The sequence below is a fragment of the Dorea sp. 210702-DFI.3.125 genome (genome assembly GCF_020560945.1).
Classification (GTDB): domain Bacteria; phylum Bacillota; class Clostridia; order Lachnospirales; family Lachnospiraceae; genus Dorea; species Dorea formicigenerans.
Window position 1 is genome coordinate 62,853 of sequence record NZ_JAJCNF010000007.1, and the last position, 23,363, is coordinate 86,215.

Genomic DNA, 23,363 nt, shown 5'->3' on the forward strand with positions numbered 1-23,363 from the left:
GTTTTGAAGAGTGAGAAGAATTCGGATAGTAGTTGCCTATGACGGTACCAATTACTGTGGCTGGCAGATTCAGCCGAACGGTATTACAATAGAAGAAATCCTAAATAGACAGATCAGTAAACTGACCGGAGAAGATATCCGGATCATAGGTGCAAGCCGGACAGATTCCGGAGTACATGCACTTGGAAATGTAGCCGTTTTTGATACAGAATCCCGGATTCCGGGAGACCGGTTCGCATATGCACTGAATCAGAAGATGCCGGAAGATATTGTGATCGTAAGATCTGACGAAGTGCAGATAGATTGGCATCCGAGATATCAGAACGAGATATCCAAAACATATGAATATCACATTTATAACGCGAAGGTGAGAAATCCGCTGAAAAACCGGTACAGCACCTTCGTTTCTTTCGATTTAGATGTGGAAAAGATGAGACAAGGTGCGAAATACATTTTAGGGGAGCATGATTTTGCAAGCTTCTGCAATGTACGGACTAATGCGAAAGATACTGTGCGTACAGTGCATGAAATAACAATTAAAGAGATTCCGATGGATAAGTTCCAGGCTTCGAATTGGGGACAGGAAAATTCAAATTTAGAAAATGAAAAAGAAATCGTTATTCGTGTAACGGGAAACGGCTTCCTATATAATATGGTTCGTATCATTGCCGGAACGTTGATTCGTGTGGGGCGTGGATTCTATGAACCAGAGAAAATCAGAGATATTCTGGAGGCGAAGGAACATACTTCCGAGGGAATAACAGCACCGCCGAATGGACTGGTGCTTGTATCAATAGATTATCCACTGTAAACGCTTTCAACAGAAGAATATAAGAAAAATGTAAGAAAAAAATAAGAAATTTGTATTTTTTCTTTGAATTATTAAGAACTCTGTGATAAACTATCTAGGATATATAATTCTATGGAGGGATTGGACAATGGACAATTACATGTATCTGGTTCCGGTTGCGGCTGTAGTAGCTTTGTTATTTGCTGCATACCTTGCAAATAAAGTAAGCAAAATGGACGCTGGAACTGACAGAATGAAAGAGATTGCAGATGCAATCGCTGAAGGTGCTCGTGCATTCTTAGGTGCAGAGTACAAGATTCTTGTTATCTTCGTTGCAGTACTTTTCGTACTGATCGGAGTAGGAATTCAAAACTGGATTGAAGCTATTTGTTTCGTAGTTGGAGCGCTGTTCTCAACAATCGCAGGATACTGCGGAATGACAGTTGCTACAAAAGCTAACGTTAGAACAGCTAACGCTGCAAAAGAGCACGGAATGAACAAAGCTCTTTCAATTGCATTCTCAGGCGGAGCAGTTATGGGAATGTGTGTAGCAGGACTTGGTGCACTTGGTGTCAGCCTTGTTTACATTTTTACTAAGAACACAGACGTATTATTTGGATTCAGTCTTGGTGCTTCATCTATCGCGCTTTTCGCACGTGTAGGTGGAGGAATCTATACAAAGGCAGCTGACGTTGGAGCTGACCTTGTAGGTAAAGTTGAGGCTGGTATTCCAGAGGATGACCCGCGTAACCCGGCAGTTATCGCTGACAACGTTGGAGATAACGTAGGTGACGTAGCAGGAATGGGTGCTGACTTGTTCGAGTCATATGTTGGATCATTAGTATCCGCTCTGACACTTGGTGTTGGTGTGGCAGCTACAGAAGGAGTATTATTCCCACTGGCTATTTCCGGATGCGGACTGATCGCTTCTATCATTGCTACATTCTTTGTAAAAGGTGATGAGAACTCTAACCCGCAGAAAGCTCTTACAAGAGGAAGCTATGTATCTGCAGCATTAGTTATCATCGTATCTCTGGCACTTAGCTGGACATTATTTGGAAACATGAACGCAGCAATCGCAGTGATCGCTGGTCTGATTGTCGGCGTTATCATTGGTAATATTACAGAGTACTACACATCTGCAGATTACAAACCGGTTCAGGGAATCGGAGAGCAGTCTGAGACAGGTGCAGCTACAACAATCATCAGTGGACTTGCAGTTGGTATGAAATCAACAGCTATCCCGCTTCTTCTGATCTGTGTAGCTATCTTTATTTCATATCAGACATTTGGACTTTACGGAATTGCTCTTGCAGCCGTAGGTATGCTTTCAACAACAGGTATCACTGTTGCAGTTGATGCTTATGGACCGATCGCTGACAATGCCGGTGGTATTGCAGAGATGTCTGGTCTTGAGGAGTCAGTTCGTGACATCACAGACAAACTTGACTCTGTTGGTAACACAACAGCAGCTATGGGTAAAGGATTCGCTATCGGATCTGCAGCTCTTACAGCACTTGCACTGTTCGTATCATACGCACAGGCAGTTAAACTTGATTCCATCAGTATCCTTGATTACAAAGTAATCATCGGTATCTTCATCGGTGGTATGCTTACATTCCTGTTCTCCGCATTTACAATGGAGTCAGTATCTAAAGCAGCTTACAAGATGATCGAGGAAGTTAGACGTCAGTTCCGTGAGAAACCGGGCATCATGAAAGGTGAGGAGAAACCGGACTACAAGTCATGTGTAGGAATTTCTACAACAGCAGCTCTTCACGAGATGCTTCTTCCAGGAGTTATGGCAGTAGCAGCTCCATTGGTTGTAGGTATCGTTCTTGGCGTTGAGGCTCTTGGCGGACTTCTTGCAGGAGCTCTTGTAACAGGAGTTCTTATGGCAATCTTCATGTCCAACGCAGGTGGAGCATGGGATAACGCTAAGAAGTACATCGAGACAGGACATCACGGTGGAAAAGGAAGCGAGGCTCACAAAGCAGCCGTTGTTGGTGATACAGTAGGAGATCCGTTCAAGGATACTTCAGGACCGTCAATCAACATCCTGATCAAACTTATGACAGTAGTATCTCTCGTATTCGCACCATTATTCTTATCAATTGGTGGATTACTGTAATACATATTATGAGATTAAAAACGAGACATTGAAAAATGTCTCGTTTTTTTACGCAATTAACAATATCGGTCTCTCTTTTTATGAAGTTGGTTCTCTAATGGAACGATGCTGACATATTCTGCGTTGTTCTCTTCGATGCATGTTCTGGCAGCTTCGATATCATCAGGATGTATCAGAAGTGCCATTCCACAGGCGGCTTTTCCGTCCGTCGCCCGAGGGGCCGGTGCGATACGATTTGGGATATCGTGATCGCACAGAAGCTCGTGGAGCATCATCCCCTGGGTGTGATTATCAAAGAGTATGTAATAGCGGATATGTTCGTTTTTATCTTCCATTATTTGCTTAACATCTCCACAAATGCACCGATTCTTGTGCGGAGCTGTTCAGCATCTGTATCGGTGTAATCTGTTTCCAGAGAGAGAACCGGAATGTTCTTTTCTTTTAATGCTTCAGCAACTGCGCGTTTCTCTGTATCATACAGGCAGCAGAACATGAGGCTGCAGTCGATGACTCCATCTACCTGGTATTCATCTACCATGCGGAGAATGTCATCGATACGTCCGGTGTTCGGTGTGAAGCAAGCACAGTTTGTCTTCATGTAACGTCTGGACAGATTCATGAACTGTTCGTCCAGTGTCTCGCCAGATTCATCAACAAGGTTTTCGAAGTATCTTGTTCCGGTACACATCTCTTCACAGACAACAGCAGCGCCGCTTGTCTCAATGATATTGTGTAATTTCCAGTTTGGAACTGCAAGAGGTGTTCCTGTGATCAGGATACGTTTTGTTCCTTCCGGAACGACAGATACACCATCTTTGATGCGCTGCTCCAGTTCGTCAGCCAGGCGGTTACACATCTGAGCACAACGTACCGGATCATCAAAGAAGGAAATCTGAGTCATAAGCAGAGCATCACGTCCGGAGATTGGCAGACATTTTGACTTTCTGCAATCATAAACTCTCTGCATTGCTTTTCGTTTTTCGTTACAGATTTTGATTGCCTCAGCAAGCTTTTCCGGTGTTACTTTGTTACCAGTGAAATCTTCTACAATTTTTGCAAAATCAGCAATTTCATCTTTCCATTTTACAATATCTTTTTCGCGTTTCATCTGAGGAACGTCCATAATATGCATCGGAACGTCTTTTCCAAGAATCTCATAAGCTTTCTTTTTGCCATCACATGTAGTTTCCCCGATATACATGTCTGCAATACGGAAGAATGGGCAGGTACGTCCAAGTCTTGCACCAACAGAAGCTTTTACAAGCGGGCACATATTTTTCGGCAGGACTTTTTCGCCGTCCGGAACCCAGAACTGGGAACCACCACAGAGTCCGGTCACAATACCATTAGCAGCGATGACAACTTCATCTGGTACATATACGCAAAATGTTCCGAATACTTTGCGTCCTTTTTTCTGCTCCTCAATTAATTCAGCCGGGCGGATACCATGTACCTCAGCAATGACCATATCCCAGAAATCCATTGCTTTCGGTCGGTTCTCCTGTGTCATAAATACATCCCCAACTGCTGTTGGAAGAACCTGACAGAGATTGTCGTGATTATTGATATCCATTCCAAGGTCTTCCCACATTTTTACATAATCAGCCATGTTATTATTCCTCCTCTTTGACATTGACTCTTTGATTGTTAGAATCAAACATACATTACGATTAATCCTATGTAATTATTGTAAGAAATAACGAATGAGTTAGTCAATGCATACGTAAGATTGTGCAAAATAACTATAAATAATGAACTTTTATAGAAAAAATAAATAGGTTAGCTTTGGCTTACATAGCCTTGAAACACAACATTTTTTGTGTTAATATAAAAAACGGAACATATTTTTGTATTTAATATCGAAGAGAGGTAATAAACGTGACAAAAGTAGACATTATATCTGGATTCCTTGGAGCCGGAAAGACTACATTTATTAAAGAACTGATTGAAAAAGTTTTCGCAGGCGAGAAGCTTGTGCTGATTGAAAATGAATTTGGTGAGATTGGTATTGACGGTGGATTTCTTCAGGATGCAGGAATCGAGATTACTGAAATGAACTCAGGCTGCATCTGTTGTACACTGGTCGGAGATTTTAGTGTAGCACTTAAAAAAGTACTGGATGAGTATCACCCGGATCACGTAATTATTGAGCCATCAGGAGTCGGCAAACTTTCTGATGTTGCAGCAGCGATTGAAAATGTAAAAGAAGATGCAGACATTGAAATAGAAGGAAGAATTACAGTTGTAGATGGAAAGAAAGCGAAAATGTACCTGGACAACTTTGGAGAGTTTTTCGAGAACCAGGTAGAGCATGCATCGACAATCGTAATCAGCAGAACTCAGAATATGACAGACGAGAAGATAGAGGCTTGTGTACATCTTTTAAGAGAGAAGAATGACAAGGCTACAATCATTTCCACACCGTGGGATCAGCTGAGCGGAGACGCAATTCGTCACGCTCTCGAGCACGGTGCAGAGATCGAAGGATTATTCGAGCATCATCACGATCATGACGAGGAGTGCACATGCGGTCATCACCATGAGCATCATCACGATCATGACGAGGAGTGTACATGCGGCCATCACCATGAGCATCATCACGACCATGATGAGGAGTGTACATGCGGCCATCACCATGAGCATCATCACGATCATGACGAGGAGTGTGGATGCGGTCATCACCATGAGCATCATCATGACCATGATGAGGAGTGTAGTTGTGGATGCGGCCACCACCATCATCACCATGCGGATGAAGTGTTCACAAGCTGGGGCAAGGAAACTGCGCACAAGTACACAGAGGAAGAGCTGGATTACTTATTGAAAGCATTGTCTGAGACAGATGCTTATGGAACAATCCTTCGTTCCAAAGGAATTATCCAGATGACAGACGGTAACTGGAAGCAGTTTGATCTTGTTCCGCAGGAGTATGAGGTCAGAGATGGAAATGCTGATTATGCAGGACGTATGGTTGTAATTGGAACAGATCTCAAAGAAGATGAACTGGCTAAATTATTCCATGTACAATAGTAAAGATATAAAGGAGCAGCAAAAACAATGATGGAACCAACACCAGTATATATATGTACCGGATTTCTGGATAGTGGAAAGACGTTGCTTGTCAAAGATACTTTGATGGAGCAGGAATGGATCGAACCGGGACTTACACTTCTGATTCTTTGCGAAGAAGGTGAGGAAGAATATTCCAAGGAATATCTGGAAGAAAATGATATGGTGCTTTTAAAGATAGATAAATTTGAGCAGTTAAATGCAGCATTTTTTACAAACTGCGAGAAGAACTATCATCCGGCGCAGGTTGTCATTGAATACAATGGAATGTGGAAGCTGGAAGATTTGTTACAGCTTAAGTACCCACGCAAATGGCAGATTCAGGGAATTTATTCTACTGTTAATGGAACGACACTGGATATGTACCTGAAAAACATGAGAAATATGTTGATGGAGCAGCTTACCGAGTCAGAGCTTATCATTATCAACCGTTGCCCGGAAGGTGTGGATCGTTCCGGATTCAGACGTGCACTTAAGGTACAGAATCCAATGGCACAGTTGATATTTGAAGGAATGGACGGCAAGATCATTCAGCCGACAGCTGAAGACCTGCCATTTGATATTAAGGAAAATCCAATTAAAGTTGAAGATGAAGACTTTGGAATCTGGTATGTAGATGCATATGATCATCCAGACCAGTATATGGATAAAGAGATTGAGTTTGTCGCACAGGCATTTCGTCCGAAAGGAATGAAGAATGATATGTTCGTTCCTGTCAGAAAAATTATGACCTGCTGTGCAGATGATGTCCGTCTGTATGGATATCCGTGTAAGATTCCAAAAGTTACAAATATCCAGATGCAGAAATGGTATCGTGTTCGTGTAAGATATTCCTTTGAGCCGACAGAGCCATTTGCACCAGAGCAGCCGGTACTGTATCTGATGCACATTGAACCGGCCGAGGCACCGGAACAGGATTATGTATATCTTGGATAAATGTATTACACAATCTGCTTGACAAAGCATGTCAAATCAGTTAGCATAACAGCAGGTAAAGAAAATATAACCAATATGCAAAGGCAATGAAGGGAAGAAGTAGTGGTGGATACACCCGTACAGAGAGCAGCCGGCAGGTGAGAGGCGCACGAAGGAAGAGACTACGAATACATCCCAAAGCTGCACACCGAAATCCAGAACCATGCAGAATGAGGAGACGTACAATCAAAAAGAACGTAAGAGAAATGTATTCTGAGGCAGGGACGAGTAGGCTGTGACGAGAAGCACCCGTTAACGTGCTTAAGCTGTGAATGCGGCTTAATGAGGCTGGCAGGCGTAAGCTGTCAGTAAAATAAGGTGGTACCACGATATATGTCGTCCTTGTCCGGTAGCGGACAAGGACGTTTTTATATAATAGGAAATTGCATTTCCTATTATATAAAAAAAGCCTCCGGCAGGATGCGCACTCGCGCGAATAAGAACCAACATATCGTCCTTATAAAAATATGAATGAGATAAAGGAGAGAAAATCATGGGAATTTATGAAGAGTTACAGGCGAGAGGTCTGATCGCTCAGGTAACAGATGAAGAAAGAATCAGAGATTTAGTAAACAATGGAAAAGCAACATTTTATATTGGATTTGATCCGACGGCGGACAGTCTTCACGTAGGACATTTTATGGCACTGTGTCTGATGAAGCGTCTGCAGGAAGCAGGCAATAAACCAATTGCTCTGATCGGTGGGGGAACAGGATACATCGGAGATCCATCTGGAAGAACAGATATGAGAAGTATGATGACTCCAGAGCAGATCCAGCATAACTGTGATTGCTTTAAAAAGCAGATGAGCCGTTTCATCGATTTCTCAGATGGAAAAGCACTTATGGTTAATAATGCAGACTGGCTTCTTGGGCTGAACTATATAGAAGTCCTTCGCGAAATTGGTCCGCATTTTTCTGTAAACCGTATGCTGACAGCAGAGTGTTACAAGCAGAGAATGGAAAAAGGACTTAGCTTCCTCGAGTTCAACTACATGATCATGCAGGCGTATGATTTCTATGAGTTGTTCCAAAAATACGGCTGTAATCTGGAATTTGGCGGAGATGATCAGTGGAGCAATATGCTTGCAGGTACAGAGTTGATTCGGCGTAAACTTGGAAAAGATGCTTCTGCTATGACAATTACACTGCTTCTGAACTCCGAAGGAAAGAAGATGGGCAAAACACAGAGCGGTGCGGTATGGCTTGATCCAAACAAGACTTCCCCATTTGAGTTTTACCAGTATTGGAGAAATGTAGGAGATGCTGACGTTCTCAAATGTATCCGTATGCTGACATTCCTTCCGTTAGAAGAGATTGACGCAATGGATAAATGGGAAGGAGCAGAGCTTAACAAAGCGAAAGAAATCCTTGCATTTGAGCTGACAAGTCTTGTTCATGGTGAAGAAGAGGCTAAAAAAGCACAGGAGGCTGCGAAGGCATTATTTAGTACAGGTGCTGCAGCAGATATGCCTAAGACAGAACTTACAGAGGCTGATCTTACAGATGGCAACATTGATATTATGACACTGCTTGTAAAATGCGGTCTGACAGCTTCCAAATCTGAAGCACGCCGTGCAGTACAGCAAGGTGGAGTGTCTGTAGATGGAGAGAAAATCACAGATATTGCCCACACATTTGCCGGAGAAGATTTTGGCGGAGAAGGAATCGTTCTGAAAAAAGGAAAGAAAAATTTCCGCAAGGTCATTGTAAAATAAAATATAATTATATAAAATGATGTTGGGGATTTTTGCCCCAACATTATAAAGGTAAATATTATCATAAGTAGAGGGTGGAACCTATGAAGTGTCCAAGATGTGACAAACCGATTAACGATGGAGAATCTTACTGCCCACATTGTGGGTACAAACTGGAAAAAAAGAAATCAAGGACATGGATCATGATAGGCGGCGTTGTGCTGGCTGGAGTCGTGCTTGGCTCTGTTGTCGCACAGACCGGTTACCATGCGTTCGAAAAACAGGTCAGTGAGACGCAAGGTGAGCTGACTGCAGATTCGAAAGATGCACTGCCGGATCAGAAGACAATAGAGGCAAATAAGAAGAAAAACGAGACAGAACGAAAGCAGGAAGAACAGCAGGAACAGGAAGATGAAAAAGAAGATGAGATTACAATTTCTGTAGACGAAGCAACTCCTGTGGATCTTGATTCTTATGTACAGATTCAGCCTGTATCTTCCAAGGCGAGTTCAGAACTTGATGATAACACAGCCGAGAAAGCAATTGACGGTCAGGAAGTGACGTCGTGGCAGGAAGATGTAGCAGGATACGGACATGGTGAAAATCTTACACTTAAATTTGAAAAAACATATACGGTAAAGTATCTTGCACTGAAACTTGGAAGCTGGAAAGATGATGCTGCGTATGAGCAGAATAACAGACCGAAAGAACTTGATATTCAGACCGACCATTTAATTCGGAAAGTTACATTTTCAGATGAAAAAAAAGAATACTGGGTCACATTTTCAGATACATGTAAAACCTCTGAACTTAAGCTGATTATTGAGCAGGTATACAGAGGTCTCAAGACGAGCTGGAATGACACTTGTATTGCAGAAGTGCAGGTTTATGGAACTGAAGAATAAAAGGAGTGAATGAAATATGGCATTTCATGAAGTACCAATTGAAAGTCTTGAATTTAACCCATTTAAGAAGATAAGTAAACAGTGGATGCTGATTACAGCAGGAGATGAGAAGAAGTCAAACACGATGACAGCAAGCTGGGGAGGTCTTGGTATTATGTGGGGAAAGAATGTTGCAACTGCATACATCCGCCCCAACCGTTATACAAAAGAATTTGTAGATCAGACGGATCACTTTACGTTATCATTTCTCCCGGAGGAGGAGCGCAAAGCGCTGAACTACTGTGGAACAGTCAGTGGACGTGATGTGGAGGATAAGTGGGCAGCAGCCGGACTTCATCCTTATCCGGTCGACGGAACAACAGGAGTGGAAGAAGCAGAGATGATTTTTGTATGTAAGAAGTTATATCATCAGGAAATGAAACCAGAGTGCTTTGATGCACCGGAAAACGATGAGAGATGGTATCCGGAGAAAGATTACCACATAATGTACATGGCAGAAATCGAGAAAGTACTGGTGAAATAATGAAAGTTTCAACAAAAGGAAGATATGCACTTCGGATCATGATCGATCTTGCAGAGCATAACACAGGTGGATATATTCGCTTAAAAGATATTTCAAAGCGACAGGGGATTACACTGAAATATATGGAGCAGATCATGCCGATCCTCACGAAATCAGGATATGTAAAGAGCTTTCGTGGAAATAACGGTGGTTATATGCTGGCAAAAAAACCAGAAGAATATACAGCTGGAGAGATTTTACGGGCAGCAGAAGGCAGTCTGGCTCCGGTAAGCTGCATTGAAGATGAGCCAAATGCATGCGGACATTATGAACAGTGTAGGACAGTGAAGTTTTGGGAAGGTCTTTGGGATGTGATCATAGAGTACACGGATCGATTTACTCTTGCAGATCTGATGAAAAATGAAGACATTGAAAACCCAATATGCAAAGAAGGTTAAAACGTAAGACAGGAGTGTAAGATATGACACTGACACAGTTAAGATACGTGATTACAATTGCAGATACCGGGTCTATGAATGAGGCAGCAAAAGCACTTTTTATCTCGCAGCCAAGTTTGTCGCAGGCAGTCAAAGAGCTGGAGACAGAGATTGGAGTAGAGTTATTTAAGCGAAGCAACCGAGGGGTGTCGGTTACCCAGGAAGGAATCGAATTTCTGGGATATGCAAGACAAGTTGTAGAACAATATGAACTGATTGAGTCTCATTATATCGAACGTAAAAATGTAAAGAAAAAATTCGGAGTGTCTATGCAGCATTATACATTTGCAGTTAATGCATTTGTGGAAATGGTCAGACAGTTTGGCATGGATGAGTACGAGTTTGCGGTCCGTGAGACGAAAACATATGAAGTCATTGAAGATGTAAAGGAATTTCGCAGCGAGATAGGAATTATTTATATCAATGATTTTAATCAGAAGGTATTGACGAAGATGATTAAGGAGTCTGATCTGGAATTTCATCCAATTTTGGACTGTGGTGTCTATGTTTATCTTTGGAAAGGGCATCCTCTTGCAAATAAGGAAGAGATTTCCATAGAAGAACTGGAAGAATACCCGTGTCTTGCATTTGAGCAGGGGAATTATAATTCGTTCTATTTTGCAGAGGAAGTGTTAAGTACTTACGAATACAAGCGCCTGATCCGGGCGAATGACCGGGCGACCCTTTTAAATCTCATGGTAGGGTTGAATGCATACACACTTTGCTGTGGCATTATATGTGAGGGACTCAACGGTGAAGATTACTGTGCAGTGAAGCTGAAATCCAATGAGCATATGACGATTGGTTATCTGAAGCGAAAGGGTGTGGCGCTTAGTCCTTTGGGACAGAAATATCTGGAAGAAATCCGAAAATACAAAGCTATGGGCATGGACATCCGTGGCGTGGAAGATATAAAAGCGGATCAAAAGCAGAGCTAGAAGTGAAGATGAAAATATGAGAAAGATACAGGAAGCTGACTATAGGAATTACTTATAGCCAGCTTTCTCTTTTACATATTAGACAGGTAGGAATTGTCATGCTATTATATACCTATCAAACAGATAGGAAATGTGTTTGATAGAAACAATGAAAATAGCAGAGCAATCTGCAAAAAACACACCCAAAAAACAAGTGAGATTGTTGGTAAGGTGAATAGAGATTTAGTAGAAGAAAAGGAGATAGGGATTATGAGTGAAAAAATTACAAGAGAGAACAGAAAATTTAAATTTGAGACATTGCAGTTACATGTAGGACAGGAGCAGCCGGACCCGGTTACAGATGCAAGAGCAGTTCCGATTTACCAGACATCATCTTATGTATTCCGCAACAGCGATCATGCAGCAGCAAGATTTGGTCTGGCAGATGCTGGTAACATTTACGGACGTCTGACAAACCCAACGGAAGATGTATTCGAAAAGAGAATCGCAGCACTGGAAGGTGGCGTTGCAGCACTTGCAGTTGCTTCCGGAGCTGCCGCAATTTCATACACAATCGAGAACCTGGCACAGAACGGTGATCACATCGTAGCAGCTAAAAATATTTATGGTGGATCCTTCAACTTATTAGAGCACACACTTCCACAGTATGGAATCACAACAACATTTGTTGACATTTTTAATGAGGAAGAGGTTGAGGCAGCATTCCAGGAAAATACAAAAGCATTATTCATTGAGACACTTGGAAATCCGAACTCAGATGTAGTAGATGTAGAAAAATATGCAAAAATTGCACATGCACATAAAGTACCGTTGGTAGTAGACAACACATTTGCAACACCTTATCTTGTAAGACCAATCGAGTACGGTGCTGACATCGTTGTACATTCCGCAACAAAATTCATCGGTGGACACGGAACAACAATCGGTGGAGTCATTGTAGACGGAGGAAAATTTGATTGGGAAGCATCGGGAAAATTCCCTTCACTGACAGAACCAAACCCAAGTTATCATGGAATCAGCTTCACAAAAGCAGTTGGAGCCGCAGCATTTGTTACAAAGATCCGTGCAATCCTGCTTCGTGATACAGGTGCAACAATTTCACCATTCCATTCATTCCTGTTCTTACAGGGACTTGAGACACTTTCACTTCGTGTAGAGCGTCATGTACAGAATGCACTGAAAGTTGTAGAATACTTGAACAACCATCCACAGGTAGAGCATGTAAATCACCCATCTGTATCCACAGATCCAGAGCAGCAGGAACTTTACAAGAAATACTTCCCGAACGGTGGAGGATCTATCTTCACATTCGAAATCAAAGGAGATGCACAGAAAGCAAAAGACTTTATCGATAATTTGGAGCTCTTCTCACTCCTTGCAAATGTAGCCGATGTTAAATCACTTGTAATCCATCCGGCAACAACAACACATAGCCAGTGCACGGAAGAAGAACTGTTAGACCAGGGAATCAAACCAAACACTATCAGACTTTCTATCGGTACTGAAAATATTGACGACATTATCCAAGACCTTGATGAAGCATTCAAGGCAGTAAAATAACCCTATCTCACATGAATTGGGAACGTAGCTAATCAATGATTGACTACGTCCCCAATTCAATTTTACGCAGGGCAGAACTTATTAAAATTTCAAGTACATCGTACTATATGGTGGAATTTCTAATTTTCCGTCCATTTGAATTTCTGTATCACTAATCAGGTCATGGACCGTTCCATTCAATTCCTGATGCCATGCGGTATAGGGTGAGTCAGATGCATTGACAGTGACCAGTATACGTTCTTTTTCTGAGCAACGCTCGAATATGAGTTGATGATTCTGAATCACTACATTTCGGTAAGAGCCATTGCAGAGTGCATCACTGTTTTGACGGATCTGGATTAAATTTTTAATGAATTTTGTGAGTTCATTTGGTTTTGGTGTATCAAAACATGGGCGAAGTGCATAATCATTGTCTGGTGCTTTCTCGCCTTTTTCGCCCCATTCACTTCCGTAATAAAGGCATGGTATGCCTGGCATACCAAGAAGCAGACCGTATGCCAGCGGAATATGTGCCGGGTTGGTCAGGATGCTGGCGAGTCTTGTTACATCGTGGTTATCAGCAAAAGTCATAAGATGCTTTCCGCGGTAAATGCACCAATCCTCTGGTCCAAACTGGCGGTTCAGGGAATGTGCGATTTCAAAAAGATTCATGCAATTGAAGCTGGAATAAAGTCCTTTATAACATTCGTAATTCGTGCAACTGTGAAGCATTTCATCATTGACAATCTGGTTATAATCTCCGAAAAGAACTTCTCCAATCAAGGCAAAATCGGGCTTTAATTCCTGAGTGAACTGTCGCAGACGTTTCATAAATTCGCGGTCCAGGCAGTATGCAACATCAAGCCTGAGTCCATCGATGTCAAAAGTATCAATCCAGAAGCGGACACAGTCCAAAAGATAATCGACCACTGTCGGATTTTGGAGATTTAATTTGACCAGTTCAAAATGTCCTTCCCATCCTTCATACCAGAACCCATCGTTATAACAACTGTTACCATCAAAACTAATGTGGAACCAATCCTTATATGGAGAGTCCCATTTCTTTTCCTGGACATCACGAAAGGCCCAAAAGCCACGGCCGACATGATTAAACACACCGTCCAGTACAATCTTGATATCGTGATCATGCAAATCCTTGCAGACATCTGAAAAATCTTCGTTCGTGCCAAGCCGGCAGTCGATTTTTCGAAAATCTCTTGTGTCATATCCATGATTGTCGGAATCAAAGATTGGATTTAATAAAATGGAATCTACACCGAGGTCTTTTAGATAATCGGACCACTCCATGATCTTGCGGATGCGGGGAATCGTTACACCATCATTGTGCACCGGAGCAACACAGAACCCAATCGGATAAATTTGATAAAATACACTGTTATAAGTCCACATAACTATGCCTTCTTTCTTTATGTAATATTATTTCTTTTTTATAGTAATTTGGAACCAGATAAATAGAATCAAGCCCTTTAAAATAGAAGTGATGGAAATGCTCCACCAGATTCCGCTAAGTGCCAGTGGCGTTGCAGTCAGTGCAAGTGCCATCGGGATTCGAAGCAGATTCAAAGTAATTCCGGTAATGGAAGGCGGCAGTGTCCTGCCATAACCACAAAATGCACCGGAGGTTGTAATCTCCAGGCTGCTAAATAATTGAGAAAAACCAAGGATCATCAAGTAGCTGATTCCCATCGGAATAACATCAGGTTCTGTGATGAAAATCTTAAAAATCGGAGTCGGAAAGCATACCAAAAGTATGGTGCAGAAAAGACCCCACGGAAGTACGATTTTCAGAGCGGACCGATATCCGGCATGGATTCTGTCTTCTTTTCCGGCACCGTGATTCTGAGCAATAAAGGAATTGACGGCAGAGGCAAAACCATCTGAAGTCATCCAGGAAATCGATTCAATCTGCGCGCCGACTTTTTGTACGGCAACTGCAGCATCACCATATCCGGCAACCAGTCTTGCTATGGTCATGGAAATGCCAGTAAATACAAGACTCTGCAGACAGGAAGGAAGCCCGAGCTGGAAAATTTCTGAAGCTTTCTTAGAATCTGGAGCTTGCAGTAAATGAATATGGTGAAACAGAATCTGGTCTTGGCTTGCAAAAAATAAAAAAAGTAGTGTAACAACCATTTGTGCAATGATCGTCGCAATGGCTGCTCCCGTAACTTTTAATGCAGGAAATGGACCAATCCCGAAAATCAGAAGCGGATCCAGAATGATGTTGATAACAAGTCCTACGCTGGTAGAAAGAAAGGCGGGATGACTATTTCCGATAGCAGTAAACAGTCCGGTAAATATCTGATTTAAGAATGAAAATATTACAAGCCCACATGTAATCATCAGGTAGCTGACAGCATCATTTATAACCGATGTGCTTGTCAAGTGAAAGAAAGCAATCAAAGGTTTGGAAAAAATCGTACATACCAGCCCATACAAAACGCCGAGAAGAAGTGTCATCTGAAATGTAGTGGCGGCATAACGCCCTGCAAAGTCTGTGCGTCCGGCACCAACTGCATGACCAACGTGAACCTGACCTCCCATTCTTGCTAAAGTAACAAGTCCGTTAGAAAGCCACATATACATGCCGGCAGCGCCGACAGAAGCGACAGCGGAACTTCCAAGGCGTCCGATCCAGATCATGTCGATCATATTATAAGCCATCTGGATCAGCGAAGTTGCCATGATAGGAAGAGCTAGTTTGGTAAGTGAAGATAAAATAGGACCATTTATCAGGTCAATTTTCTTTTGCATATCAATAATTCCCCCCCCCAACATCATTTTATCAATCATAAGTTATGATTTGAGTCAAAACCTCCCAACTATGATACCATGAATGCGAAAAGAAAGATATAGAAGTAATAGAAAGAAATATCAGAAAATAAAGAAAAAGATAGAATCAGAGACTGAAAATATGAGAAAAGAGGTGCAAAAAAAGTTCGGAAAAAGTTCGGAAAAAGTATTGAAAATGGTTGACACACACGGGTCAGTATAATATAATATGACAGTATGGCAAAAGAAGAAACAGCATGAGGCCAAAGCCCCGGAATCATGTTGATTTCGATAGAGAAGCAAAAAAAATAAACGTTAAAGAATTACAGGAGGGAATTCCATGAAGACTTATATGGCTAATCCAGATAAGATTGAAAGAAAATGGTATGTAGTTGACGCTACAGGATATACATTAGGACGCCTTGCATCAGAAGTTGCTAAGGTTTTAAGAGGTAAGAACAAACCTCAGTTCACACCACACGTTGACACAGGTGATTATGTAATCGTTGTTAACGCTGAGAAGATTAAGGTAACAGGTAAGAAGATGAACCAGAAGATTTATTACAATCACTCTGAGTATGTAGGAGGAATGAAAGAGACTACATTAGCAGAGATGATGGCTAAGAAACCAGAGAAGGTTATCGAACTCGCAGTTAAAGGAATGCTTCCAAAAGGACCTTTAGGAAGATCTATGATTAAGAAGCTTCATGTATATGCTGGACCGGATCATGAGCAGCAGGCTCAGAAGCCAGTTGAGCTTACATTTTAAGGAAAGGTTGAAAGGAGGACATTACAGTGGCTAAAGCAAAATTCTACGGAACAGGAAGAAGAAAAAAATCAGTTGCAAGAGTTTACCTTGTACCAGGAACAGGTAATATTACAATCAATAAAAGAGATATCGATGAGTATCTCGGACTTGAGACATTAAAAGTTGTTGTTCGTCAGCCATTAGTTGCTACAGAGACAGCAGACAAATTTGATGTAATCGTTAACGTAAAAGGTGGCGGATACACAGGACAGGCTGGAGCAATCCGTCATGGTATCGCCAGAGCACTTCTTGAGGCAGATTCTGAGTACAGACCAGTTCTTAAGAAAGCTGGATACCTTACACGTGACCCACGTATGAAAGAGCGTAAGAAATACGGTCTCAAATCCGCTCGTCGCGCACCACAGTTCAGCAAGCGTTAATTTCGGTTCACAAAGAGATAATCGTTTGGGACGAGAAAATGCATACAAAACCTCAGAAACCTTGGCTTAACAGTGATAAGGAACTAATTTACTTATCAACTGTTAGCTGACGGTTTCCGGGGTGCATACGGACAAATCCCGTCTGATTTCTAACAGGAAGTCAGACGGGATTTTCGCTTTATATTACGAATTATGGAGGACATACCATGAAAACCTTAATATCTTGTGCCTACAATATGGATAATTGCTGTGTGGAAGTGAAATTCAGCGACGGCAGTATGATTGCGATTGACACTATCGCCGTTGAGAACGAGATTGCTGACAATATGTATCAGCGGTCAGAGCTGGATTATTTGATCTACAACGCTCCTTTGGAGTATGCAGACCTTATCTTGAACGGCGATCCCGAAACCTATTTGAAAACTGTAACAGAATACAAGCCTTGGGATAGCTGACAACACGCTGCCCGCAGGAGAAAATCCTGCGGGCGTTTTTCTGTTTATATTATTTCCCTCCGTTGGATCTCAATTTAGGAAAGAAGATGACAATCTTGAAGCCCTTTCCCCACTGGGAAGCTGCTTCCAGATGAAGATTTAGATCGTCGGCCATCTTCTTAACCAGGTAAAGTCCCATACCGGTAGCCTTCTTTCTGCTGTCAGTAGAATCCCCGGTAAAGCCCTTTTGAAAAATGTACGGCAGATTATATTTTTTTACGCCAATGCCGTTATCTTCAACAGAAAGGATATCTGCGGTCTCCGAATGTATCACGGAAATTGTAAGCATGGGACTATCGCTGCTATATTTGATGGCATTGCTAACGATTTGTCCCAACATAAACTGAAGTCCTCTACGGTCTGTATAGACTGTTTCAGATTGCAGTTTGTTGAGAATGACAAACTGCTTCTCTTCAAGAAGTGGGGCATAGTCCTCCAGAACTTCACCCAAGCAGTCATTCAAATTGACATCCTCAAATCGGTAATCCTTTGTACTGCTCTTCAACCGGGCATAGTACAGCATCTGCGTGACATCCTCCTGAAGCTGACTGCGGACATAATCCAGCTTTGCTTGCAGGGAAGGAGAGATTTCATCGTTCCGGTTATCCAAGAGCATGGTCAGCAACGATAGGGGCGTTTTCGCTTCATGTGCCCAGCCCTCCACATATTCTTCATAGTCCTGTAGGGCATCTGCCATACTGTTACTCTCAGTTTTGTGTTCCTGTAAAACTGATGCCAGAAGCCGGATAGATTCTCCTTCTTCCCGGCTGATGGCACTGAGCAGCCGTTCCTCGTTGCAGATGGTAGGATCACTGAGGAAATCCCGGAACAGTTCTCGGCGGGTAGTCTCCCGCTTGTTTAGTACAAACAGAATCGCTGAAAACAAAAGGAGGCTTGTCAGAACTACTAACCCAATCAAGGGTTGAAATGCCTGAATGTCAGAAATCCAAAGAATGATAGCACAAAAGCAATCCACGCCCAACAGCAACAATAGCCAGGGGTAGTATCGCTCTGTTATGCGCCAAAGCTGCTTCATGGAGCCACCCCCGTTTCCAGACGATAGCCCATCCCACGAACTGCAACGATTCGCTGCTTCATTTCAAGGGCGGACATCGTTTTTTTCAGCCGGGTTAGGTTAACCTGCAAGGCATTTTCATCTATGTATTCCGTGGTTCCCCATAGTGCCATGCAAAGCTGCTCCGTCGTGACCAGAGCATCGCCGCCGGACAAAAGAGCGACCAACAGTTTTCCCTGATTTTTTGGAAGCACCACAGAGGTATTATGAATATAAAGCGTGTAGGTCTGCTGGTCTAACAGGAAATCTGGTCCCTCTATGAGATTGGTACGGCCTTCATACCTTTTGAGAATATTGGATACCCTGGCAAGAAGTCGATCTTTTCTGCACGGCTTCGTCAAATATTCATCGGCACCCAACTGGAACGCTTGCAGTTCATCCTTTACCTGATCTCTGGAAGTCAGCACCAGGACGGGGATAGCAGTTTTATTCTTTAGCTCCTGGCAGATTTGAAAGCCACTGATCTCCGGCAAGTTCAGGTCTAAGATCACAAGGTCAGGGCGGAGGGCTGCCAGGAGCCGAGCGGCATCTTCAAACTCGGTAATTGCCTCCACAAGATAGCCGTCCTTTTGGAGCATATCGCAGAGTTCTTCCCGCATATAGACTTCATCTTCCACAACAGCAATTCTTTTCATGACAGCACCTCCTTCCAAATTATTCTTCTCTCTGCGGCTGCATCAGTGTCAGCAAATACCGATCACTGGAGCGCTTGACCACTCTCATATAAATATATTCTATCACGCAAAGTAGTAAAATCATAGCAGCAGATACAAGCAGCATTTCAGACACTGTCCCACGGGTTCGGGACGAGAGTATCCCTGTAAATAACGCCCTGACTCCAAACAGACTGCTGACAGCCGCAACCAATACAGGAAGTCCCATAAACCAGGTAATTTGCTTTCCAGCAGACTGGCAAAGGGTTTCGTAAGTAGCTCCCAGGCGGATCAGGGTCTGGTATCTGCGCCCGGTTTTCTGCTGACTCATCAGGAACTGAACACCCACGATGGTGTTGGCAACTACCAGGAAAACAATCGCAAGATAGAGGGTAATATAACTGGATGCTATGGTGTAGAAAAGCTGACGACCTATATTCTGAAGATAGCTTTCATATTCAATGCCAGTTTCGTCCAGCTTCTCGTTCAAATCCAAATATGCAGTCATAAGGCTATTTCCATCCAGAGCCTGCTCACTGAGCACCGCATTGACATAGGTATCATACATTCCCTGGCTATAATATAGGAATGCTTCATCCGGAAGAATCAATGCAAAGGACAAGGTTATAGAACGGTCCGTGACCAAATTCACAGACTGAACCTCTCCTGTAAGATGAATCGGACTACCATCCAGTTCCACCTTGGGCTGTCCGGCCAATACTTGGTTCAGCATTGCGGTACGACTTACCGTAGTAAACTCTGTATCAATATAGACAGCGGCCTCCTTTTCGCCTAATTGGAGAGCCGGTTTGCCGGACAATTCCAACAAACGATTATAGTCCGATAAACAAATCAAATATGGGTATGTGGCATAACCAAGATTGTTCAGAAGGACATCCCGGTCTTCCGACTGGGGCAGGCTCCGAAGAGAGTCCATAACAGCGTCCATGCTGTAGGCATTATCATAATCTTCTGTGGTGCGAATACGCCCAACCCTCATTTCAAAAAGCTCTGAAAATTGATTTTCCAAACCGTTTTCTTTCAGGGCTGCCTTTATATTCGGAAGAACCTGCGATGAATCTTCTGCAGTATGATCTTCAAAAGTATAGTCGATTACATGGCCAGAAGACAGGCTATTCGTTCCTGCAATTCCTACGCCCGCACCAAAACAACACAGCGCCGCCAGAATCAGCAGGGAGCTGATGGCCATGGAGGTTGACTGATGAATAACATTCTCCTGAATCTGCCGGAAGGTAAATACATGAAGCTGCTTATTTCCTTTTCCTTTCTTAACAATCAAAGCAATCAGCGCACGCATCCCATAGAAAAGCAGCATCGTACCAACTATGCCCAACAGCAAAGTCAGTCCCATCATACTTACCTTTGTCCATGCAATTCCCTGAATCGCCATGTAGTAAGCCACTGCCAACATCACACTTCCGCATATAGCAGCCAGTCCATAGATAACAGATGGCATTTGCTTTTTGGGGCGGTTCGTTGGCTGGGATAGCAAAGTACCGATCTCCTGGCGGCTGATTCGTCCACTCAAAATCAGAAGTGCCGTCAGCTTAATTGCCAGAAATCCTGCCAGCGTCCATTCAATTGCAGACCAGGATAAAGAAAACTGATGACCGATGATCCCCATGCCTACCAGCTTGGCGGTGACAAGACTGACAATTTCTGAAAGCACCACAGCCACAGGTAAGCCTATGAGCATGGCAAGAATACTGGTCAGGAAATCTTCCGCCAGAAGCATACCAAACAGTTTACTTCTACGCATCCCCAACATTAGATAAACACCAAGCTCATGCCGTCTGCGCTCGAACTGATACTTGCAGGCAAAATAGATCAAAAAGAACAGAATACCGAGGGTCATTCCATAAAACGCAGGAATCAGAAGCAGGAGTTTGTCAACTGCGTCACTCTCCATTTTCTGCAAAAAGAGCATCACATCTTGAGTGGAGATGGAAAGAATCATGTAAAAGGCAACAATAGAAATCACCAGGGAGCTGAAAAACAGACCGTTTTCCTTTCGGCTGCGGCGGCTGTTCCGAAGAATGAGATTAGAGAACATTTGCGCTGCCCCCTCCCAGTTGCGCCATCACCTTCAGGATGCGCCCGTAGAACTCCTGCTGGCTTTCGTCTCCACGCCGAAGCTCATGAAAGATCACGCCATCCTGGATGAACAGGATGCGCTTACAGAAGCTGGCGGCATTGGAATCATGGGTTACCATCAGGATCGTAGCTTGTTCGTCACGATTCAGGCCGGACAGCTTCTCCATAAGACTTCTTGCGTTCTTAGAATCCAGCGCACCCGTCGGTTCATCGGCAAGGATCATTTGGGGATGTAAGATCAGAGCCCTTGCTGCCGCAACACGCTGACGCTGGCCGCCGGACATCTTGGACGGAAACTTATCCAGAACATCAGTGATTTCCAGATAGTCAGCCAACTGCTTCAGCCGCTGGCTGCTTTCTGCTTCGGATACCCCATGCAAGGAAGTCGGGAGCAGGATGTTTTCCCTGCCAGTCAGGTTGTCCAGCAATTCAAAGTTCTGGAATAGATAACCAACTTTTTTGCCACGGTACTCTGCAAGAGCCTTTCCCCTGAGGGATTGCAGAGTATCGCCCTCCACCTGAATGCTTCCACCGGTGGGCTGAATCACAGTTGCAATACAGTTGAGAAGCGTGGATTTACCGGAACCACTGCTTCCCATAATGCCGAGAAACTCTCCCGGCATCACCTGGAGGGTGATCCCATTCAGTGCATTTGTTTGACTTGGCACATTGCCATAGATTTTTGTTAAATTTTCAATATTCAAAATGGGTTTCATGTGAATACCTCCTATCATTTGTAATAAAATGATAGCATGGGAACACAGCAAATACCACTTACAGTTGTTGTAAGGATTCAGGATATAAGTGGCGGCTCAAGGGGGACGAGCATATATTTTTTAAGAGCATCAGGCGACAATGATAAAATATACCGGATCGCCTCATTGGCAAACCAGTTCGTTTTAATTGTATCCCAATCAGCAAGCCGAATGATTTCTGCTGTGCCGTTCTCAAAATCAACTGACATTTCGCCCCATTCGCCGTCGCAGTCTGCCTGGTATTCGTAGATTGCGGCGGTGATTTTCTTTTTGCGCTTGGTTTTGAATTTCTGTTTCAGCCGGACTGCATGGATAGCACCCTCGGCAACCAAAAACTCCGTCAGCTTGTCCACTGCTTTCCGGTAGGCTCGCTCTGCACCGCTGGCTGTGCTGCCCTCAAACATAACCGCCAGTTCTTCAAAGGTGGGGCGGTTCTTCCATGAGCCGACACGCCCACAGGTCATACAGATCGCCAGCCGCTTTTCAAGCAAGGTTTGCTCCCGGTAATTCAGTTTCTCAAATGCCCGCTGCACCTTTTCAGCCTGTATGCCGTTCCAGAGGATGTCGGTATAGTTCCATGTATCATCAAGGGCAACATCTTCACCTGTTTCCTCGCCATCCTCGTCCGTTACATAGAATGGCTGCTGATTGCGGATGCCACGGACTACTTTCAGGTATCCTTCCGCAAGGGCAAGGTCGCAGTTGTATTTCTTTGCAAATTCACTGACCGCATCCTTGGTGTTATGGTACAGCCACGCCATTGACCGCACCATTTTGTAATTGGTCAGAGAGGATACCGACCATTTTTCTTCGCCCATGCGGAAACGGAGCATAGCATCCCGAATGAACGGAAAAATGTATGTTGCATACTCCGCACCTTTGGCAGGAGCATAGTCCATCAGCTTTTGGAGCATTTGCTCCCGGCAGGACAGTTTTATATCCAGAAAACGGTCTGTGTCGTATCGATTGCCGCCATCCACACCGAGAAAGGTTTTGATGCGCTTGTTAAGTTGCAGCTCGTAGTGGTGGAGAAAGAATGAGAAATATTTCAAGTCTTTTTCCCGTAGGGCAGACAGGATATATTCGTTCGGATTGTCTACTGTAGGCGGTTCCGGTTCCAGCTGGAAGATGCGCTCTGCAACATAGGGTGGGATGCCATCATCGGATGGATTGACAGCGTGTTTCGGTATGTATCCGGTCATATTCCATGAAAAATCATTCAGCATAGCGCACCTCCTTCCAGTTTAG

Annotated in this window: 22 protein-coding genes; 13 read left to right on the plus strand and 9 right to left on the minus strand. The window is 43.4% G+C overall.

Features of this window, described 5'->3' with window-relative positions; translation table 11 throughout:
• Window positions 1-10: 10 nt before the first annotated feature.
• Complete coding sequence (gene truA / locus LI164_RS05170; protein ID WP_005335986.1) at window positions 11-811, plus strand: tRNA pseudouridine(38-40) synthase TruA; 801 nt, start codon at window positions 11-13, stop codon at window positions 809-811.
• A 127-nt stretch (window positions 812-938) separates the two neighbouring features.
• Complete coding sequence (locus LI164_RS05175; RefSeq protein ID WP_005341143.1) at window positions 939-2,921, plus strand: sodium-translocating pyrophosphatase; 1,983 nt, start codon at window positions 939-941, stop codon at window positions 2,919-2,921.
• Window positions 2,922-2,977: 56 nt separating this feature from the next.
• Here LI164_RS05175 and LI164_RS05180 read toward each other — a convergent pair whose 3' ends face one another.
• Both LI164_RS05180 and LI164_RS05185 read right to left on the minus strand, forming a co-directional pair.
• A complete protein-coding gene (locus LI164_RS05180) occupies window positions 2,978-3,256 on the minus strand; it encodes a DUF3343 domain-containing protein (RefSeq protein WP_005335984.1) in 279 nt (92 codons plus the stop codon).
• Window positions 3,256-4,530: a double-cubane-cluster-containing anaerobic reductase gene (locus tag LI164_RS05185; protein ID WP_227086850.1), complete on the minus strand. Its 1,275-nt coding sequence runs from the start codon at window positions 4,528-4,530 to the stop codon at window positions 3,256-3,258. Before LI164_RS05185 ends, LI164_RS05180 begins: the two co-directional genes overlap by 1 nt.
• Before the next feature lie 269 nt (window positions 4,531-4,799).
• Here LI164_RS05185 and LI164_RS05190 point away from each other — a divergent pair, with 269 nt between their 5' ends.
• The 8 genes from LI164_RS05190 (at window position 4,800) to LI164_RS05225 (ending at window position 13,063) form a co-directional block, all read left to right on the plus strand.
• Window positions 4,800-5,951, plus strand: coding sequence for a CobW family GTP-binding protein (locus LI164_RS05190; RefSeq protein WP_227086851.1), 1,152 nt, complete (start codon window positions 4,800-4,802; stop codon window positions 5,949-5,951).
• A gap of 27 nt (window positions 5,952-5,978) precedes the next feature.
• Window positions 5,979-6,926 carry a GTP-binding protein gene (locus LI164_RS05195; protein WP_005335979.1) on the plus strand — a complete coding sequence of 316 codons (948 nt, stop codon included), beginning with the start codon at window positions 5,979-5,981 and terminating at the stop codon, window positions 6,924-6,926.
• 532 nt (window positions 6,927-7,458) lie between these two features.
• The gene (gene tyrS / locus LI164_RS05200) at window positions 7,459-8,682 is read left to right on the plus strand and encodes a tyrosine--tRNA ligase (protein WP_005335975.1); all 1,224 of its coding nucleotides are present in this window, start codon (window positions 7,459-7,461) and stop codon (window positions 8,680-8,682) included.
• Between the two features lie 83 nt (window positions 8,683-8,765).
• Window positions 8,766-9,566 carry a zinc ribbon domain-containing protein gene (locus tag LI164_RS05205; RefSeq protein ID WP_005335970.1) on the plus strand — a complete coding sequence of 267 codons (801 nt, stop codon included), beginning with the start codon at window positions 8,766-8,768 and terminating at the stop codon, window positions 9,564-9,566.
• Window positions 9,567-9,582: 16 nt separating this feature from the next.
• On the plus strand, window positions 9,583-10,089 hold the full coding sequence (locus LI164_RS05210) for a flavin reductase family protein (protein WP_005335968.1): 507 nt from the start codon (window positions 9,583-9,585) through the stop codon (window positions 10,087-10,089).
• Entirely contained in the window at window positions 10,089-10,526 is a 438-nt protein-coding gene (locus tag LI164_RS05215; RefSeq protein WP_005335966.1) for an Rrf2 family transcriptional regulator, read from the plus strand. The genes LI164_RS05210 and LI164_RS05215 overlap by 1 nt, the downstream gene beginning before the upstream one ends.
• Window positions 10,527-10,549: 23 nt before the next feature.
• A complete protein-coding gene (locus LI164_RS05220) occupies window positions 10,550-11,503 on the plus strand; it encodes a LysR family transcriptional regulator (protein ID WP_117614173.1) in 954 nt (317 codons plus the stop codon).
• A 249-nt stretch (window positions 11,504-11,752) separates the two neighbouring features.
• Window positions 11,753-13,063 (plus strand): O-acetylhomoserine aminocarboxypropyltransferase/cysteine synthase family protein, encoded by a 1,311-nt coding sequence (locus LI164_RS05225; RefSeq protein ID WP_040015740.1) that lies wholly within the window; start codon window positions 11,753-11,755, stop codon window positions 13,061-13,063.
• Window positions 13,064-13,144: 81 nt separating this feature from the next.
• Here LI164_RS05225 and LI164_RS05230 read toward each other — a convergent pair whose 3' ends face one another.
• Together LI164_RS05230 and LI164_RS05235 are read right to left on the minus strand one after the other, a co-directional pair.
• On the minus strand, window positions 13,145-14,452 hold the full coding sequence (locus tag LI164_RS05230; protein ID WP_227086852.1) for an alpha-amylase family glycosyl hydrolase: 1,308 nt from the start codon (window positions 14,450-14,452) through the stop codon (window positions 13,145-13,147).
• A gap of 27 nt (window positions 14,453-14,479) precedes the next feature.
• Window positions 14,480-15,817 (minus strand): MATE family efflux transporter, encoded by a 1,338-nt coding sequence (locus LI164_RS05235; protein ID WP_227086853.1) that lies wholly within the window; start codon window positions 15,815-15,817, stop codon window positions 14,480-14,482.
• A 358-nt stretch (window positions 15,818-16,175) separates the two neighbouring features.
• On the opposite strand from LI164_RS05235, the gene rplM reads away from it, so the two are divergent.
• The 3 genes from rplM to LI164_RS05250 all read left to right on the plus strand — a co-directional run bounded on the left by rplM (window position 16,176) and on the right by LI164_RS05250 (window position 17,478).
• Window positions 16,176-16,604 (plus strand): 50S ribosomal protein L13, encoded by a 429-nt coding sequence (gene rplM / locus LI164_RS05240; protein ID WP_005335954.1) that lies wholly within the window; start codon window positions 16,176-16,178, stop codon window positions 16,602-16,604.
• 26 nt (window positions 16,605-16,630) lie between these two features.
• Window positions 16,631-17,023, plus strand: coding sequence for a 30S ribosomal protein S9 (gene rpsI, locus LI164_RS05245; protein WP_005341161.1), 393 nt, complete (start codon window positions 16,631-16,633; stop codon window positions 17,021-17,023).
• Window positions 17,024-17,229: 206 nt separating this feature from the next.
• Window positions 17,230-17,478: a DUF6061 family protein gene (locus LI164_RS05250; RefSeq protein WP_110442440.1), complete on the plus strand. Its 249-nt coding sequence runs from the start codon at window positions 17,230-17,232 to the stop codon at window positions 17,476-17,478.
• 49 nt (window positions 17,479-17,527) lie between these two features.
• Here the strand turns inward: LI164_RS05250 and LI164_RS05255 are convergent, their stop codons facing one another.
• From LI164_RS05255 to LI164_RS05275, 5 genes are all read right to left on the minus strand, one after another.
• Entirely contained in the window at window positions 17,528-18,553 is a 1,026-nt protein-coding gene (locus tag LI164_RS05255) for a HAMP domain-containing sensor histidine kinase (RefSeq protein ID WP_033121502.1), read from the minus strand.
• Window positions 18,550-19,227 carry a response regulator transcription factor gene (locus LI164_RS05260; protein WP_227069887.1) on the minus strand — a complete coding sequence of 226 codons (678 nt, stop codon included), beginning with the start codon at window positions 19,225-19,227 and terminating at the stop codon, window positions 18,550-18,552. The genes LI164_RS05255 and LI164_RS05260 overlap by 4 nt, the downstream gene beginning before the upstream one ends.
• A 19-nt stretch (window positions 19,228-19,246) precedes the next feature.
• Window positions 19,247-21,319, minus strand: coding sequence for an FtsX-like permease family protein (locus LI164_RS05265; RefSeq protein WP_227069889.1), 2,073 nt, complete (start codon window positions 21,317-21,319; stop codon window positions 19,247-19,249).
• A complete protein-coding gene (locus LI164_RS05270; RefSeq protein ID WP_110442442.1) occupies window positions 21,309-22,076 on the minus strand; it encodes an ABC transporter ATP-binding protein in 768 nt (255 codons plus the stop codon). The genes LI164_RS05265 and LI164_RS05270 overlap by 11 nt, the downstream gene beginning before the upstream one ends.
• A gap of 77 nt (window positions 22,077-22,153) precedes the next feature.
• Complete coding sequence (locus LI164_RS05275; RefSeq protein ID WP_227069890.1) at window positions 22,154-23,341, minus strand: hypothetical protein; 1,188 nt, start codon at window positions 23,339-23,341, stop codon at window positions 22,154-22,156.
• Between the last annotated feature and the right edge of the window lie 22 nt (window positions 23,342-23,363).